At 36.1% G+C, this 16,943-nt stretch carries 13 protein-coding genes; 10 read left to right on the top strand and 3 right to left on the bottom strand.

The genetic code is table 11. The annotated features are described in order from the left end of the window. Positions 1-3: 3 nt before the first annotated feature. Positions 4-648, top strand: coding sequence for a pyroglutamyl-peptidase I (gene pcp, locus EsVE80_RS06920; RefSeq protein ID WP_173103066.1), 645 nt, complete (start codon positions 4-6; stop codon positions 646-648). 109 nt (positions 649-757) lie between these two features. Here pcp and EsVE80_RS06915 read toward each other — a convergent pair whose 3' ends face one another. Continuing rightward, entirely contained in the window at positions 758-1,495 is a 738-nt protein-coding gene (locus tag EsVE80_RS06915; protein WP_173103065.1) for an amino acid ABC transporter ATP-binding protein, read from the bottom strand. Position 1,496: 1 nt separating this feature from the next. After that, the gene (locus EsVE80_RS06910) at positions 1,497-3,650 is read right to left on the bottom strand and encodes an amino acid ABC transporter substrate-binding protein/permease (RefSeq protein ID WP_173103064.1); all 2,154 of its coding nucleotides are present in this window, start codon (positions 3,648-3,650) and stop codon (positions 1,497-1,499) included. A 344-nt stretch (positions 3,651-3,994) separates the two neighbouring features. On the opposite strand from EsVE80_RS06910, the gene uvrB reads away from it, so the two are divergent. The 7 genes from uvrB (at position 3,995) to whiA (ending at position 14,039) form a co-directional block, all read left to right on the top strand. Beyond that, positions 3,995-5,989, top strand: coding sequence for an excinuclease ABC subunit UvrB (uvrB, locus tag EsVE80_RS06905; RefSeq protein ID WP_173103063.1), 1,995 nt, complete (start codon positions 3,995-3,997; stop codon positions 5,987-5,989). A 52-nt stretch (positions 5,990-6,041) separates the two neighbouring features. Then, entirely contained in the window at positions 6,042-8,861 is a 2,820-nt protein-coding gene (uvrA, locus tag EsVE80_RS06900) for an excinuclease ABC subunit UvrA (protein WP_173103062.1), read from the top strand. 184 nt (positions 8,862-9,045) lie between these two features. Next, entirely contained in the window at positions 9,046-10,257 is a 1,212-nt protein-coding gene (locus EsVE80_RS06895; protein ID WP_173104146.1) for a carboxylate--amine ligase, read from the top strand. 5 nt (positions 10,258-10,262) lie between these two features. After that, the gene (locus tag EsVE80_RS06890) at positions 10,263-10,982 is read left to right on the top strand and encodes an amino acid racemase (protein WP_173103061.1); all 720 of its coding nucleotides are present in this window, start codon (positions 10,263-10,265) and stop codon (positions 10,980-10,982) included. Positions 10,983-11,185: 203 nt separating this feature from the next. Further along, positions 11,186-12,070 carry an RNase adapter RapZ gene (rapZ, locus tag EsVE80_RS06885; RefSeq protein ID WP_173103060.1) on the top strand — a complete coding sequence of 295 codons (885 nt, stop codon included), beginning with the start codon at positions 11,186-11,188 and terminating at the stop codon, positions 12,068-12,070. Beyond that, positions 12,067-13,053 carry a gluconeogenesis factor YvcK family protein gene (locus EsVE80_RS06880; protein ID WP_173103059.1) on the top strand — a complete coding sequence of 329 codons (987 nt, stop codon included), beginning with the start codon at positions 12,067-12,069 and terminating at the stop codon, positions 13,051-13,053. The genes rapZ and EsVE80_RS06880 overlap by 4 nt, the downstream gene beginning before the upstream one ends. 50 nt (positions 13,054-13,103) lie before the next feature. Next, positions 13,104-14,039: a DNA-binding protein WhiA gene (gene whiA / locus EsVE80_RS06875; RefSeq protein WP_173103058.1), complete on the top strand. Its 936-nt coding sequence runs from the start codon at positions 13,104-13,106 to the stop codon at positions 14,037-14,039. A gap of 199 nt (positions 14,040-14,238) precedes the next feature. Here whiA and EsVE80_RS06870 read toward each other — a convergent pair whose 3' ends face one another. Continuing rightward, the gene (locus tag EsVE80_RS06870; RefSeq protein WP_173103057.1) at positions 14,239-14,757 is read right to left on the bottom strand and encodes a DsbA family protein; all 519 of its coding nucleotides are present in this window, start codon (positions 14,755-14,757) and stop codon (positions 14,239-14,241) included. Between the two features lie 203 nt (positions 14,758-14,960). Here EsVE80_RS06870 and cdaA point away from each other — a divergent pair, with 203 nt between their 5' ends. Together cdaA and EsVE80_RS06860 are read left to right on the top strand one after the other, a co-directional pair. Beyond that, a complete protein-coding gene (gene cdaA, locus EsVE80_RS06865; protein ID WP_173103056.1) occupies positions 14,961-15,845 on the top strand; it encodes a diadenylate cyclase CdaA in 885 nt (294 codons plus the stop codon). Further along, positions 15,842-16,930: a CdaR family protein gene (locus EsVE80_RS06860; protein WP_173103055.1), complete on the top strand. Its 1,089-nt coding sequence runs from the start codon at positions 15,842-15,844 to the stop codon at positions 16,928-16,930. The genes cdaA and EsVE80_RS06860 overlap by 4 nt, the downstream gene beginning before the upstream one ends. Positions 16,931-16,943 lie beyond the last annotated feature (13 nt).

Genomic DNA, 16,943 nt, shown 5'->3' with positions numbered 1-16,943 from the left:
GAGATGAAGATTTTAATAACAGGGTTTGATCCTTTTGGGAAAGAAAAAATCAATCCCGCTTTAGAAGTAGTAAGACGTTTGCCAGATGAAATCTTAGAGGCGAAAATTATTAAATTAGAAATTCCGACAGTATTTGAAAAAGTTGGTCTAACTATTGAAAAAGCTATTAAAGAAAATCAGCCGGATGTCGTAATTAATATTGGTCAGGCTGGGGGGCGTTTTGCAATTACTCCTGAAAAAGTAGCGATTAATCTAGCGGATGCGCGTATCGCGGATAATGCGGGATATCAACCGTTAGACAAAACAATATTTTCTGATGGGAAAACAGCGTATTTTACCCAATTACCGGTAAAGGCCATGGTAGCTGCCATGCAAGCAGAAAAAATTCCAGCTGAAGTTTCTTATACTGCAGGTACTTATGTATGTAACTACGTTATGTATTATGTTCAATACTTAATTGATAAAAAATATCCGAGTTTGAAAGGTGGCTTTATTCATGTACCGTTTATTTTCGAACAGGTTGTTGGCAAACCACAACAGCCTGCAATGAATTTAAATGACATGGTAATTGGTTTAACAGCAGCAATTGCAGCAGTAGTTACTCATAGCAAGGAGGATATTAAAATGGTTGGTGGTACTGAACATTAATAACCTTTTACATGAAAAGACAAAAGATTGTACACATCTATCAAAATCAAAAGTAAAAAAAGCAATCATTCAGCTGAGGATTACTCATATGAATGATTGCTTTTATCGTTTAAACATTTAAAACTTTATCTAAAAAGTCTTTGGTTCGAGGGTTAGTTGGATTATTAAAAACTTCATCTGGTGTACCATCTTCCAAAAATTTGCCACCGTCACAAAATAAAACGCGATTGGCAACTTCTTTTGCAAACCCCATCTCGTGAGTAACAATGACCATAGTCATGCCTTGTTTGGCTAATTTTTTCATAACGTTTAAAACATCGCCGACCATTTCTGGATCAAGCGCAGAGGTTGGTTCGTCAAATAGCATAATGTCTGGATTCATTGCTAAAGCACGGGCAATTGCGACGCGTTGTTTTTGTCCACCGGATAAACTACCTGGTAGCGCATCTTTTTTGTCAGCTAAGCCGACAGTTTCCAATAAACTAACTGCTTTTTTTTCGGCATCAGTTTTTGACATCCGACCAAGATCGGTAGGAGCCAAAGTAATATTTTGCATTACAGATAGGTGTGGAAACAAATTGAAGTGTTGGAATACCATCCCGATATGTTGGCGAACTTTATTAATGTTAGTTTCTTTTGCCATTAAGTGAGTACCGTCAATTTCGATATCCCCACTGGTTGGTTCTTCCAGCCGATTTAAACAACGTAAAAATGTGCTTTTACCGGAACCAGAGGGCCCGATGACACAAACAACTTCTCCTTCGTTAATTGTAATGCTCATATCATTTAAAACGGTATTATCACCATATTTTTTGACCAAGTTGGTTACTTTTATTTTTTCTGCCATTTTATTTCACCTTCTTTTCTAATACTTTCGCTAGTCGCGTTAAGGCTGTAATTACGATTAAATACATTACGCCAATGATTAAGTAGACATAAGTACTTTGCATATTACGGGCCACGATGATCTTACCAGTTTGTAGCAATTCAACAACCCCAATAACAGAAATAATGGTTGTGTCTTTTAATGAAATAACAAATTGGTTAACAAAAGATGGAATCATAATTTTAATAGCTTGTGGTAAAATAATTTTTCGCATGGTGTGTGTGTAACCTAAGCCCAAACTACGGGAAGCTTCCATTTGGCCCACAGGAACTGCATTAATACCCCCGCGGACAATCTCCGCAATATAGGCACTTGCGTTTAGAGTTAATGTGATAACTCCAGCAGTATAGTCTGGAATGGTAAAACCAATTGCGTCAGATAATCCAAAGAAGATAAAGAAAGCAAGTACCATCATTGGTATTCCTCGGATAATATCAACGTAGATCGAAGCAAAAATACGTAATCCTTTTACCGGTGCCACACTAAAGAGGCCAAAAATAACCCCAATTATCAGCGCCAAAACAAAGGAAATTAAAGCAAGTGAAATTGTTTTCCACAAACCTTCAAGTAAAACTTTCCAGTTGTTTTTCAACAAACCAGCAATGGTTGATTCATCCACTGTAGCTTTTTTTTGTTCATTACCATCAGCGATGTATTTGTCTAAAATTTTGTCATATTCCCCAGTTTTTTTCATTTCTTTTAAAGCTTCGTTAAACATCTCTAAAAGTTCAGGAGATTGCCCTTTTTTAACAGCAAAGCCATATGAACCACCACTTTCACGTTTGATTGGGGTAGTTAGTTTTTGTCCTTGGCTAATGGCATAACCAATTACAGGATAGTCATCCATAATGGCATCGATTTGACCACCACGGACAGAATCATAAAGTCCATCAGCAGTATCGTATTGTTTAATGGTATAGCCGTATTTTTCTTTGTTTTTTTGAAGAAAATCGGCACTTTCAGTTCCAATTTTTGCGCCAACTTTTTTACCTTTTAAATCATCATAACTTTTGATTTCGGTATTTCCTTTTTTAATCGCTAACTGGATTCCTGATTCAAAATAAGGATTAGAAAAATCAAAACTTTGTTTACGTTCGTCGGTAATGGTCATTCCTGCAATCATGGCATCCGCTTGATTACCTTGAACAGCTTGGACGGCACCAGCAAAACCAATATGATTCCACTTTAATTTAAAACCTTGCAGTTCGGCTGCTCTATTTAGTAAATCAACATCAATACCTTCATACTTATTATCTGTATTTTGAAATTCAAAGGGGGCAAATGCTGTATCACTAGCAATTACATATTCTTCTTTTTTCGGTTCAATTTTTTTCATCTCAACATTGGCGGTATTAGCGTCACTTTTGGCAACGTACTTTGCCACGATTTTGTCGTAATCACCATTAGCTTTTAAATCTTTTAATCCTGCATTGAATTTTTTTAGCAACGCTGCATTTTGATCTTTTTTTACTGCAAAACCATATGAATTCCCTTTTTCTTTATCCCCAACTAATTGCAAGGGTTGACCTTGGGTAATAGCATAGCCTAAGACTGGTTCGTCATCAAAAATCGCTTGTACTGTATTGTTATTTAGTGAACCGTATAAAGCATCAGCTGCATCATACAATTTGATACTGTAATTGTATTTTTCTTTATTTTCTTCTAAGAACGTTGCAGATTCAGTTCCGACTTTTGCACCAACCGTTTTTCCCTTTAGGTCAGTGTAATTTTTAATTTTGGTATCATCTTTGGCAACGGCCATTTGAATGCCACTATCATAATAAGGATCTGAAAAATCAAAGGATTTTTTGCGTTCGTCAGTGATACTCATTCCAGCAATCATACCGTCTAATTGATTGGACTGAACGCCTTGAATCGAGCTGTCAAAGCCTAGCGGTTTTAGTTCAATTTTAAATCCTTGATCTTTGGCGATGGCATTAAGTAAGTCAATATCAATTCCAACATATTCATTTTGCTCGTTTTGAAATTCAAAAGGGGCAAATGTGATATCTGTTCCGATTTTGTATGTTTCCTCTGCCGCAGCAGCGGGTTTATTGACAGCTAAAGTTAAAAAACCTGCCAAAAAAGATAAACATAAGATCAGTTTTCTTTTCATAAATAATTCCTCCTATTAAATAGATGTTAAAAAACTTCTATCTGCGAAAACGCAGAGAGCTAAGTTTTAACGGCATATAAAAATTTACATATGAAATATTATATTCAGTAATTGGTTAGTTAACAATGTTTTTTGCTAATTATGAGAAAAAAAGTCTCAAAAAAGTTACAACCCATGTCACGAAAAGTAACATTAAGAAAAGATTCAAAGGTGGCAGAAAACTAGCGAAAATATGTTCGGTATGGTAAAATATTTCGTGGATAAAATGCGTATTTATTTTCTTTTATGTAGGAAAAGAATACAATTTTTGTAGGAATAAAATATTTTTAAGGAGGAAGATGTGAATGATTGATCGAGTAACCTCCAATCAATTTAACTTGGTTTCAAAATATGAGCCGGCCGGTGATCAACCAGAAGCGATTAGCCAACTAGTAGCAGGTGTTAATGCGGGAAAAAAAGCGCAAGTATTGTTGGGTGCTACCGGTACTGGGAAAACGTATACTATTTCAAATGTTATTAAAGAGGTTAATAAACCGACTTTAATTATTGCCCATAACAAAACTTTAGCAGGTCAGTTATATGGGGAGTTTAAAGAATTTTTTCCTGATAATGCTGTTGAGTACTTCGTTAGTTACTATGATTACTACCAACCAGAGGCTTATGTTCCATCTTCTGACACTTATATCGAAAAAGATTCAAGTATTAATGACGAGATTGATAAATTACGCCATTCCGCAACGAGTGCCCTTTTGGAACGTAATGATGTTGTGGTAGTAGCTTCTGTTTCATGTATTTTTGGTTTAGGCTCACCCATGGAGTATCAAAAACAAGTTGTTTCTTTGCGAGTGGGAATGCAGATTAGCCGAGATCAGCTGTTGAGAGATTTAGTAGAGATCCAATTTGAGCGTAATGATATTGATTTTCAACGCGGTCGCTTTCGGGTTCGAGGTGACGTGGTAGAGATTTTCCCTGCTTCAAGAGACGAACGGGCATTACGGATCGAGTTTTTTGGTGATGAAATTGATCGAATTCGCGAAGTTGATGCACTAACTGGTGAAATAATAGCAGAGACAGAACATGTTTCTATTTTTCCGGCAACACACTTTGTCACCAATGACGATCATTTAGAGACAGCGATTGCTTCAATCCAAAAAGAATTGGACTTAAGATTAAAAGTTTTAAGAGAGAATAATCAATTACTAGAAGCACAGCGATTGGAACAGCGAACGAATTATGACATCGAAATGTTACGAGAAATGGGTTATACTTCTGGAATTGAAAACTATTCACGACATTTAGACGGTCGTAAAGAAGGGGAGCCACCTTATACTTTAATTGACTTTTTTCCAGATGACTTTCTGATTGTTATCGATGAATCCCACGTGACTATGCCACAAATCCGCGGAATGTATAATGGGGATAGAGCACGCAAACAAATGCTGGTAGATTATGGTTTTCGCCTACCTTCTGCTTTAGACAATCGTCCCCTTCGACTAGAAGAATTTGAAGAACATGTTAATCAGATTATTTATGTATCAGCTACACCGGGTCCATATGAAGAGGAGCAAACAGATACAGTAGTACAACAAATTATTCGTCCGACTGGGTTGTTGGATCCGTTGATTGAAGTTAGACCAATTATGGGACAGATTGACGATTTAGTTGGAGAGATTAATGAACGTTCTGCCAAAGATGAACGGGTCTTTGTTACAACGCTGACAAAGAAAATGTCAGAAGACTTAACGGACTATTTTAAAGAACTTGGGATTAAAGTTAAGTACCTTCACAGTGATATTAAAACATTGGAGCGGACAGAAATTATTCGAGATTTACGTTTGGGTAAATTTGATGTGTTAGTAGGGATTAACCTATTACGAGAAGGTTTAGACGTACCAGAAGTGTCTTTAGTTGCCATTTTAGATGCCGACAAAGAGGGATTTTTAAGAAGTGAGCGTTCTTTAGTACAGACAATTGGCCGTGCCGCCCGTAATTCCGAGGGTAAAGTTATTATGTATGCGGATAAAATCACCGACTCTATGCAAAAAGCGATGAACGAAACTGCTCGCCGTCGGAGTATTCAGGAAAAATATAACAAAGATCACGGTATTGTACCTAAGACAATTATTAAAGAGATTCGTGATCTAATTGCCATCACCAAAGCTAGTGATGCTGCCGGTGAAGAGGTTACTTTGGCAAATTACGATGAATTAACTAAAGAAGAAAAAGATATCTTGTTAATTAAGTTGGAAAAAGAAATGAAAGATGCTGCTAAAGCGTTAGATTTCGAGACAGCAGCGACTTTACGGGATACTATTTTAGAATTGAAAGCAACAGAATAAATTGAGATTGGAGCGTCTTTTGGCGCTTTTTATCTCATTAAGGAGTAAAAATATGGCAAATGATAAAATTATAATTCATGGCGCCAGAGCCCATAATTTAAAAAATATTGATGTTACAATCCCTCGGGATGAACTTGTCGTAGTGACCGGGCTGTCTGGTTCGGGGAAAAGTTCACTTGCCTTTGATACATTATATGCTGAAGGGCAAAGACGTTATGTCGAAAGTTTGTCTGCTTATGCAAGACAATTTTTAGGGCAAATGGACAAGCCAGATGTTGATAGCATTGATGGGCTGAGTCCGGCTATTTCTATCGATCAAAAAACAACAAGTAAAAATCCCCGCTCTACAGTGGGGACTGTTACAGAAATTAATGATTATTTGCGTTTATTGTATGCTCGTGTCGGACACCCAATTTGTCCCAATGATCATATTGAAATTACGAGTCAATCGGTCGAGCAAATGGTAGACGAAGTCTTAACTTTACCAGAGCGCACGAAGATTCAAATTTTAGCACCGGTTGTCTATCAAAAAAAAGGACAACACAAAAAAGTTTTTGAATTGATTCAAAAAGAGGGATATGTTCGCGTGCGTGTAGATGGTGAAATTTATGACATCAGTGAAGTGCCCGAATTAGAAAAGAATTTGAAGCATGAAATTGCGATCGTAATTGACCGAATTGTTGTAAAAGATGGCATTCGTTCCCGTCTATTTGATTCATTTGAAGCTGCGCTGCATTTAGCAAAAGGGTATGCTGTGGTGGATGTAATCGGTCAGGAAGAAAAGTTGTTTAGTGAACACTATTCTTGCCCTTATTGTGGTTTTACTGTAGGAGAATTAGAACCGCGTCTGTTTTCTTTTAATGCACCTTTTGGAGCATGCCCTGAGTGTGATGGATTAGGAATTAAATTAGAAGTAGATTTGGATTTAGTAATTCCTGATCAAAGCAAAACGTTAAGAGAAGGCGCAATTATTCCCTGGAATCCAATCAGTTCACAATATTATCCAGAAATGTTAGCACAAGCCTGTGATAGTTTTGGAATCGATTTGGATACACCTTTTGAAAAACTCCCTGAAGAACAACAACAAATTGTCTTACGGGGCTCAAATGGTGAGACATTTCATTTTCATTATGAAAATGACTTTGGTGGTGTCCGTGATGTAGAAGTCCCCTTTGAGGGTGTTTTAACAAATATTAAACGACGTTACCATGAAACCAATAGTGATTTTACCCGCGATCAAATGCGACTTTATATGACAGAACTTACCTGTGAAGCGTGTCATGGCTATCGCTTAAATCCGCAAGCTTTGTCTGTACAAGTTAACGGTACTCATATCGGTGAAGTCAGCGAAAAGGCTATTCATGGAGCATTAAATTTTTTTGAAACAGTAAAACTCACAGAACAAGAACAAATGATTGCCAAACCGATTTTAAAAGAAATCGGTGATCGCTTGAACTTTTTACAAAATGTCGGGTTGGATTATTTAACATTAAGTCGTGCCGCTGGAACATTATCTGGTGGGGAAGCGCAACGGATTCGCTTAGCAACACAAATTGGATCAAACTTATCTGGTGTATTATATATTTTAGATGAACCTTCTATTGGCTTGCACCAACGAGACAACGATCGTTTACTCGATTCATTGCGTAAAATGCGCGATTTGGGTAATACTTTAATTGTCGTAGAACATGATGAAGACACTATGCGTGCTGCAGATTATTTAATTGATGTGGGACCTGGTGCGGGTGCACAAGGTGGCGAAATTGTAGCTGCTGGTACACCAGATGAGGTCGCAGCTAATCCTGATTCTATTACCGGACAGTATCTGTCAGGTAAGAAGGTTATTCCAGTTCCTGAAAAACGTCGGAAGGGCAATGGAAATAAATTAAAAATCACCGGCGCGGCAGAAAATAATTTAAAAAATGTGAATGTAGAGTTTCCTTTAGGCAAATTTATCGCAGTCACTGGTGTTTCTGGTTCTGGAAAGTCAACGTTAGTGAATGAAATCTTGAAAAAGGCATTGGCACAAAAAATTAACCGCAATTCGAATAAGCCTGGAAAATTCAAAAAAATGACCGGCTATGAGTCAATTGAAAAAATAATTGATATCGATCAAAGTCCAATTGGTCGTACACCTCGTAGCAACCCAGCTACTTATACAAGCGTTTTTGATGATATTCGTGATTTATTTGCTAAAACCAATGAAGCAAAAATTAGAGGCTATAAAAAGGGGCGGTTTAGCTTTAACGTAAAAGGTGGTCGTTGTGAAGCTTGTCGTGGCGATGGAATTATTAAAATTGAAATGCATTTTTTACCAGACGTATATGTTCCGTGTGAAGTGTGTCATGGGAAACGGTATAATTCTGAAACCTTAGAAGTACATTACAAAGGAAAAAACATTGCTGAAATTTTAGATATGACAGTTGAAGATGCCGTGGAATTTTTTAAACATATTCCCAAAATTCATCGCAAGTTACAAACAATTGTGGATGTCGGATTAGGGTATGTTACTTTAGGGCAACCAGCAACAACATTATCTGGCGGAGAAGCACAACGGATGAAGTTAGCCAGTGAGTTGCATAAAAACTCCAATGGAAAAAGTTTTTACATTTTAGATGAACCAACTACTGGGCTTCATACTGATGATATCGCGCGTTTGTTAAAAGTTTTGGAGCGGTTAGCTGATGCAGGAAATACGGTTTTAGTGATTGAACATAACTTAGATGTCATTAAGTCAGCCGACCATGTTATTGATCTTGGACCAGAAGGCGGTGATGGCGGAGGGATGATTATTGCCAAAGGAACTCCAGAGCAAATTGCTAAAGTAAAAGAAAGTTATACAGGTCATTACCTAAAGAAAGTTCTAATATAAATCACTAATATTTCTTTTAGAAAGAGTGCAGTCAGAAGATAGCTTTTGATTGCTCTTTTTCTTTATGGTATGATACGAATGTTGTATCAATGCAAGTTTTTGACATTATTTAAAGTAAATCATGAAGTGAGTGTGGTAAAAAGTGGAACAACAACCTTTTGTCCCCATATTATTAGGTAGTGATATGAATGTTTATGGTATGGCCAGAGCATTTTATGAAGAGTATGGTATGAAATCAACGGCATATGCTTCTTTTCAGCTAGCACCAACAAAGTATAGTAAAATCGTAGATGTACATGTAATTGCAGGTTTTGATCAAGATCCTGTTTTTAGCGAAAAATTATTGGAATTGGCTAAATCTAAATATAATGATCCTAGCATAAAGTATTTATTGGTAGCCTGTGGCGATGGCTATGCTGAATTGTTATCCCAGCACAAAGAGGACCTCAAAGATTATTATGTTTTTGCTGCCAACGATTATTCTTTATTTGAAAAATTAATCAATAAAGTTAGTTTTTATGATATTTGTGAAAAATATCAGTTGCCTTATCCTAAGACATTGATCATTACAAAAGATATGGTTGTAGAGGGGAAATTAAATCAAGATTTGCCTTTTGATTTTCCAGTCGCTTTGAAGCCGGCTAATAGTGTGGAATGGTTATCGGTGGATTTTGAAGGTCGTAAAAAAGCATTTATTATTGATAATTTGACAGAATTCAATACGATTTTAGATCGTTTATATAAAGCTGGTTATAAAAGTGAAATGATTGCTCAAGATTTCATCCCTGGCGATGATAGTAATATGCGTGTATTAAATGCGTATGTTGATCAAAAAGGGAATACACGCTTTATGTTTTTGGGACACCCACTATTAGAAGATCCTGCACCTGCAGCTGTAGGAAACTATGTTGTGATTGTGCCAGATGAAAATGATGAAATTTATCAAACAATCAAAAACTTTTTGGAAAAGATTGATTATGTTGGTTTTGCCAATTTTGATATGAAATATGATCGACGTGATGGTCAATATAAATTATTTGAAATTAACTTACGACAAGGCCGTAGTAGTTTTTTTGTCACTTTAAGCGGATTTAATTTGGCTAAATATGTGACAGAAGATTTGGTGTTTAATAGTGTTTTTAGAGAAACTGAATATGGTCGGAAAGAGAATCCAAATGCAAAAGTTTGGTTAGGTGTACCAAAAAAAGTTTTTCGGAAATACGCTAAGGATAATGCAGATAAGCAATATGCAGAAAAATTAATTAAAGAAGGTCGTTATGGTACGACGTTATTTTATGAAAAAGATTCATCTATTCGTCGCTATGTATTGATGAAATATGCTTTCCACAATTACGTAACCGGCTTTAAGAAATACTTCAGTGAGAAAGAAGGCTAAATTTCGTGGAAAATTTTTTTAGTATTTTAGGCGGAATGGGAACACAAGCGACAGAAAGTTTTGTTAGACTTTTAAACCATCGTACTATTACTCATAAAGATCAGGATTATTTAAATTATGTTCTATTTAATCATGCGACAGTTCCTGATCGTACAGCTTATATTCTAGACGAAACTGCAGAAAATCCATTGCCTTTTTTATTGGATGATATTGCAAAACAAAATTTACTAAAACCAAATTTTATTGTCTTGACTTGTAATACAGCGCATTACTTTTTTGAAACGCTACAAGAGGCAACTAAGATTCCGATTTTACACATGCCAAGAGAAGCTGCTATTGAGATGAGTCATCGTCAAAATGGCGGTAAAGTTGCTTTTTTGGGAACAGAAGGCAGCGTGAAAGCTGGGGTTTATCAACGAGAATTGGAAAAAGTCGGCTTTGAGGTAATGTTGCCAAAAACCCAATTACAACAAAAAGTGAATGACTTAATTTATCGTGATATTAAAGAAAATGACTTTTTAAACAAAGACTTGTATTACGAAATATTAGCTGAAGCGATTGAAAAATGCGGTTGTGCCAGTGCTGTTTTAGGTTGTACTGAACTATCTTTAATGGAAGAGTTTGCTACTGGTCATAAGTACAATGTCGTGGATGCACAATCAATTTTGGTGGATCGAACCATCGAACGAGCCTTATCAGACCGTAAAAAAGCAGACCATTCATAGGAAATGGTCGCTTTTTTACTTACTAAAAATTTAGCGCTTTAAAACCTACAATACATATATAAATAAAAGTTTAAGGTTGAGTGGTGAGCATTACGATTTCTTGGGTAATTTCATTGCTAATGATACGCCCGGAATGTTATAATGTTTATGAGGAATCGTCGTTTCTTTGAAACGGCGATTTAACTATGAGGGGAGTTTTTAATATGCAAGACAACTTAAAACTAGTCATTATCACTGGTATGAGTGGTGCAGGCAAAACAGTTGCAATTCAAAGTTTTGAAGATATGGGGTATTTTTGTATCGATAATATGCCTCCGTCTTTAATTCCTAAATTTTGGGAACTCATTAAAGAATCAGGTAAAGTAACGAAAATTGCATTGGTAGTTGACTTACGCTCGCGTTCTTTTTTTGAAGAAATTCAAGAAATGTTAGTAGATATCGAAAATACTAATTTTATCGACACACAGGTATTATTCTTAGATGCTTCTGATGAAGAACTAGTATCCCGTTATAAAGAAACGAGACGTGTTCATCCATTAGCCATGGAGGGTTTGATTACTGAAGGTATAAGAAAAGAACGCGCCATTTTAGAAGATTTAAAAACAAAAGCGACTTTTGTAGTGGATACGACAAACTTAACTCCGCGTCAATTAAGAGAAAAGATAAATCAAGAATTCAAAACTTCAAGTGAAAGTGGTTTTCGTGTTGAAATGATTTCCTTTGGGTTTAAATATGGTTTGCCAATTGATGCTGATATTGTAATGGATGTTCGTTTTTTACCCAATCCGCATTATATTCCAGAACTACGGCCGTTAACGGGTAAGGATCCAGCAGTTTATGATTACGTGATGTCTTTTCCTGAAACAGAACAGTTTTATCAACAATTTTATCAATTGTTAGAAACGATTATGCCGGGCTATGTTAAAGAAGGAAAAAGTAGTTTGACGATTGCAATTGGATGCACTGGTGGGCAACACCGTTCGGTTGCGTTGACTGAAAGAGTCGGACAAGCGTTGAGTAAAAATTATAAGGTCAATATTACGCATCGGGATAAGGATAAACGTAAAGAGACGGTGAATCGCTCATGAAAATGAAAACATATCGAATTCGCAAACCAAAAGTTGTCGTAGTAGGTGGCGGAACAGGATTGCCCGTCATTTTACGGGGGTTAAGAAACCAAGGAATTGATATTACGGCAGTTGTTACTGTTGCTGACGATGGCGGTAGCAGTGGTGAAATTCGTAATTCTATTGCTATGTCACCACCTGGAGATTTGCGAAATGTGTTAGTTGCGTTATCTGATATGCCAAAACTTTATGCAGATATTTTTCAATATCGTTTCAAAAAAAGTGATAAATTTTTAGCTAACCATGCCTTAGGGAATTTAATCATTGCAGCGATGTCTGAAATGCGAGGAAGCACTTATGAAGCTATTCAGTTGCTGACAAAAATGATGCATGTTGATGGTAATATTTATCCTTCTAGTGAAAAACCGTTAGTTTTACATGCCATTTTTAAAGATGGAACAGAAGCAATTGGAGAATCAAAAATTGCGCTTGATCGTAAAACTATTGATCATGTTTTTGTTCGTAATCAAGATGGAGATAGTGAACCAAAAGCTGCACGAAAAGTGGTCTCTTCCATCATGGAGGCCGATATGATTGTTTTAGGACCAGGTAGTCTATTTACGAGTATTTTACCGAATTTGATGATTTCAGAAATTGGCAAAGCGTTGTTGGAAACGCAGGCTGAAACTGTTTATATTTGCAATATTATGACACAAAAAGGCGAAACAGAACATTTTACAGATGCCAATCATGTTCAAGTCCTTCATCAACATTTAAAAAAACCGTTTGTAGACACTGTTTTAGTGAATACTGAAAAAGTACCAGAAGGTTATATGGATCCTGAAGTTTATGATGAATATTTAGTACAAGTAAAGCACGATTTTAAAAGTTTACGACAAGAAGGTTGTCGAGTTGTCTCAGCAGACTTTTTGCAGTTGCGAGATGGTGGCGTCTTCCATGATGGTGAAAAAGTCGTGGAAGAACTATTACGTATTTTGTATTAAGGACTACTTTATAACGACAAATAAATTTTTAGCGGAAAGGAGTGACTGAGATGTCGTTTGCTGCGGATGTAAAAAAAGAATTAACAACTTTAGAAGTTCATAGAGAACATGCTAAAGCAGAATTGGCGGCTTTGATCAGAATGAATGGATCGGTGAGTTTAAGTAATCATCAATTTGTTTTGAACATTCAAACTGAAAATGCAGCGATTGCTCGTCGAATTTATTCGCTATTAAAAGATCATTTTGGCGTACGAAGTGAGTTGTTGGTACGACGTAAGATGAAATTAAAAAAGAACAATGTGTATATCGTTCGTTTGAAAGAAAAAACACAAGAAGTTTTAAATGAGCTCGCCATTATGGATGGCATTATGTTTCAAACGCATATATCAGATGAGATTATGGGAAATGCACAAAAAATGCGTTCTTATTTGCGAGGCGCTTTTATGGCCTCAGGTTCTGTAAATAATCCAGAAACCAGTCGTTATCATTTGGAGATTTACTCTCTTTATGAAGAACACAATCAAGATATTTGTGAGATGCTCAATTACTATGGCTTAAATGCACGTACCTTAGATCGACGCAATGGCTATATTTCGTATTTAAAAGGAGCTGAAAAAATTGCCGACTTTTTAACATTGATTGGCGCTACTAATTCTATGTTGAAATTTGAAGATGTGAGAATTGTTCGTGATATGCGCAACTCAGTTAATCGTTTGGTTAATTGCGAGACGGCCAATTTGAATAAAACGATTGACGCAGCATCAAAGCAAATTGAAAATATTGAATTTATCGAGCAACGTGTTGGTTTGCAGGCTCTACCTGAAAAATTGCAAGAAATTGCTGAACTGCGACTTGAGCATCCTGAAGTTAGTTTGAAGGAGCTTGGAGAAATGATTCCTTCTGGTGCGATTTCAAAGTCAGGTATTAATCACCGTATTCGCAAAATTAATGAGTTTGCTGAGCGCTTGCGTGAACAAGTAAGTTAATTTTAAAAATGACATGTATGGAATAAAGTCATTTGTTGTAGATTTTTTGCTCTGGAATAAAGGAAGCTGTATTTAGTGTTTTGGCTACACATTGGACTTTTTTGCCAAGAATAATTAATAATTCACAATAAAAACCGAAGTTCTCAATGTTGTCACCAATAAATAACGTGACAGACAAATGAACTTCGGTTTTTATTCTTTAATAATGAAGGTAATTCAATAATGTGGTTTCGCTGATACTTTCATCAAAAATGTGGTTATCAATAATCATCGTTGGGACAAATTGTATATTAGCTCTTTTTGCTTCATCGCGGATTGCTTTTTGAGTTAGTTCATCGGCATAATTAACCAATTTTAAATTGTTTTCAGCAAACTCAGCTACCGCATCTAATGACAAATTCCCCCATGAATCTTGAGATAAAAAGATTTTTTTGATATCTGCTAAAGCTTTTTTCTCATCTCCTTTAGTGATATATTGGTGCATTACATTGCCTCGTTGCAAGCTTTCTTTTTCTTTATCATAAAGTTTGATGACGCGTTTTACATTACCATTTGCCACTTCTTGTTTTAATAAATCTTCATGGTCTAAAAACCACTGGCGGCAATAAGGACAGCGCAAATTGATGAATTCGATTATTGTTTTTTTTGCATTTTTATTGCCAATCATAATCCCAACATCGGTGTTTGTTTCATTTGCATTAATAATACTAATATCCAAGTTATCTCATCCTTTCATATTTCCTTTTATTTAGTGTAACGAAAAGTAAATAAAATGGGAAATATTGTGTTTAAGTAGACCAATCTGGATTTAAAATAAAACGAGGTTATGAAAAAAATGTAACTTCCATTGTTTTGCAGGTGAGAGGATAAGAAAGCTGTGCTATACTATTGAAGTAAGTCAATTGTAAAGGGAGTCTGCCTATGTCATTTAGCATTCAAGAATTATTTAATATCGATTATTGGAAACAAATGCTTAATGTCGATATTTTTTCTTGGAACTTTTTTGTTAATATCTTGGATATTCTGGTTGTCTGGTATATTGTTTATAAGTTGATTCAACTTGTCCGGGGAACTAAAGCAATTCAGCTATTTAAAGGGGTGGCAATTTTTATTGCAATTCGTTTTGGAGCTGAGTTAATTGGTCTACACACTTTATCCTGGTTAATGGATCAAGTTATTACTTATGGGGTAATTGCAGCCATTGTCATTTTTCAGCCAGAAATAAGACGTGGCTTGGAACATCTTGGACGCAGTACATTCTTCAAAACTACAAAGCAAGAACAAAAAGAAGGTGAACAGTTGATTACATCGCTAGATAAAGCAATTCAATATATGTCAAAACGTAAAATCGGTGCATTAATTACGATTGAAAGAAATACTGGTTTAGAAGAATATATTGAAACAGGGATCCCGCTAGAAGCAGATATTACCGGTGAACTTTTAATTAACATCTTTATTCCCAATACCCCGCTACATGATGGGGCGGTAATTATTCGGAATGATAAAATTGCGGTTTCATGTGCTTATTTACCATTATCAGAAAGCATGTTAATTCCAAAAGAATTTGGTACGCGACACAGAGCTGCCGTGGGAATTAGCGAAGTGAGCGATGCGATTACAGTTGTTGTTTCAGAGGAAACAGGTGGTGTTAGTATTACCTTAAACAATCAACTGTTATCAGAATTATCCCAAGAAGAATATTTGAAAATTTTACACAGAGAATTAATTCCAGAAGAAAAAACAGAGACAAAGAAAAATCAGTTGCAATCCTTTATCGAAAGTATCGCTAAAGGAGGTAAGAAATGAACTCAAGTCGTAAAAGCAATCTTTTGTATGGCTTCATCGCGTTGGTTTTTAGCTTGATTTTGTTTTTTAATGCCAATGGACGTAATGTTCAAACTACTTTGAACACCAATCCGGAAAATTTTGAAGAAACAGTTAATAAAGTACAAATTCATCCTGTTTATGACTCAGAAAAATATTACATCTTAGGTTTTGATCCGTATGTTTCGGTGAAACTAAGTAGCGCTAATCGTATTCAATTAAACGCCGAAGCTAATCCTGATACACGTGGCTTTCGTGTAGTTTGTGATTTAACGGGTTTGGGTGAGGGGACTCATGAAGTAAAATTACGTATCCAAAACGGCAGTAGTGCAGTGGGATATACTATTAATCCTGCTAAAGTTACAGTAACAATTGAAAAAAAAGTAACACAATCTTTTAAAATCCACCCTGTTGTTTCCTCGTCTAATTTAGGAGAAGGATTCTCTGTGGACAGCGTAACGGTGACTCCAGAAGAAGCTCAAATTACAACCGGTGAAAAGACTCTAGCGCAAATTGATCGTGTTGTTGCAACTGTCGATCCTTCTAAAACAGCTAGTGCTGATTTCAAAGAAAATGCAACCATTGAAGCTTTGGATAAAGAAGGTAATCGCTTAAGTATTATTTCAGATCCACAAGAAGCTCAAGTAGTTGTAAAAGTAAAAGCGCCAGAAAAAATTGTCAGTCTATATGCTTCCCAAGTAGGCACACTGCCAAATGGTATTTCGCATTACGATTTCAAGTTAGAGAGTCTTTCGACAATATTAAGAGGACCACAATCAAAACTAGAGGCAATTGAAAGTATTGCATTACCAGTAGATATTACGAATATTACAGAAAAAACAACGAGGGAAGTCGTGGTTCCAACTGAAGACGGCGTTGTTGCAGCGCCAAAAACTGTCAAAGTGGAAATCACTCCAATTCGTAACACAACGCACACGGAAACTGAAACTACTTCTGGTAGACAATCTTCAAGTACTTCTAACGTTGTGGAAACAACACCGTCGTCAACAACGGCGGAGACACGTGAAACGAGCGAATCAGCTGTTGACTCAACGGCAAACGAATAAAATTAACTAAAAC

Origin of the sequence: Enterococcus saigonensis (assembly GCF_011397115.1) — a bacterium.
Taxonomy (GTDB): domain Bacteria; phylum Bacillota; class Bacilli; order Lactobacillales; family Enterococcaceae; genus Enterococcus_C; species Enterococcus_C saigonensis.
This window is presented reverse-complemented; position numbering and strand designations above follow the sequence as displayed.

Bases quoted from the DNA above. Each gene is read 5' to 3' on its own strand.
- EsVE80_RS06860 (WP_173103055.1), top strand. From the start codon at position 15,842: ATGAACTCAAGTCGTAAAAGCAATCTTTTGTATGGCTTCATCGCGTTG.
- rapZ (WP_173103060.1), top strand. From the start codon at position 11,186: ATGCAAGACAACTTAAAACTAGTCATTATCACTGGTATGAGTGGTGCA.
- EsVE80_RS06880 (WP_173103059.1), top strand. From the start codon at position 12,067: ATGAAAATGAAAACATATCGAATTCGCAAACCAAAAGTTGTCGTAGTA.
- EsVE80_RS06915 (WP_173103065.1), bottom strand. From the start codon at position 1,495: ATGGCAGAAAAAATAAAAGTAACCAACTTGGTCAAAAAATATGGTGAT.
- whiA (WP_173103058.1), top strand. From the start codon at position 13,104: ATGTCGTTTGCTGCGGATGTAAAAAAAGAATTAACAACTTTAGAAGTT.
- EsVE80_RS06910 (WP_173103064.1), bottom strand. From the start codon at position 3,650: ATGAAAAGAAAACTGATCTTATGTTTATCTTTTTTGGCAGGTTTTTTA.
- uvrB (WP_173103063.1), top strand. From the start codon at position 3,995: ATGATTGATCGAGTAACCTCCAATCAATTTAACTTGGTTTCAAAATAT.
- cdaA (WP_173103056.1), top strand. From the start codon at position 14,961: ATGTCATTTAGCATTCAAGAATTATTTAATATCGATTATTGGAAACAA.
- uvrA (WP_173103062.1), top strand. From the start codon at position 6,042: ATGGCAAATGATAAAATTATAATTCATGGCGCCAGAGCCCATAATTTA.
- EsVE80_RS06895 (WP_173104146.1), top strand. From the start codon at position 9,046: ATGAATGTTTATGGTATGGCCAGAGCATTTTATGAAGAGTATGGTATG.
- pcp (WP_173103066.1), top strand. From the start codon at position 4: ATGAAGATTTTAATAACAGGGTTTGATCCTTTTGGGAAAGAAAAAATC.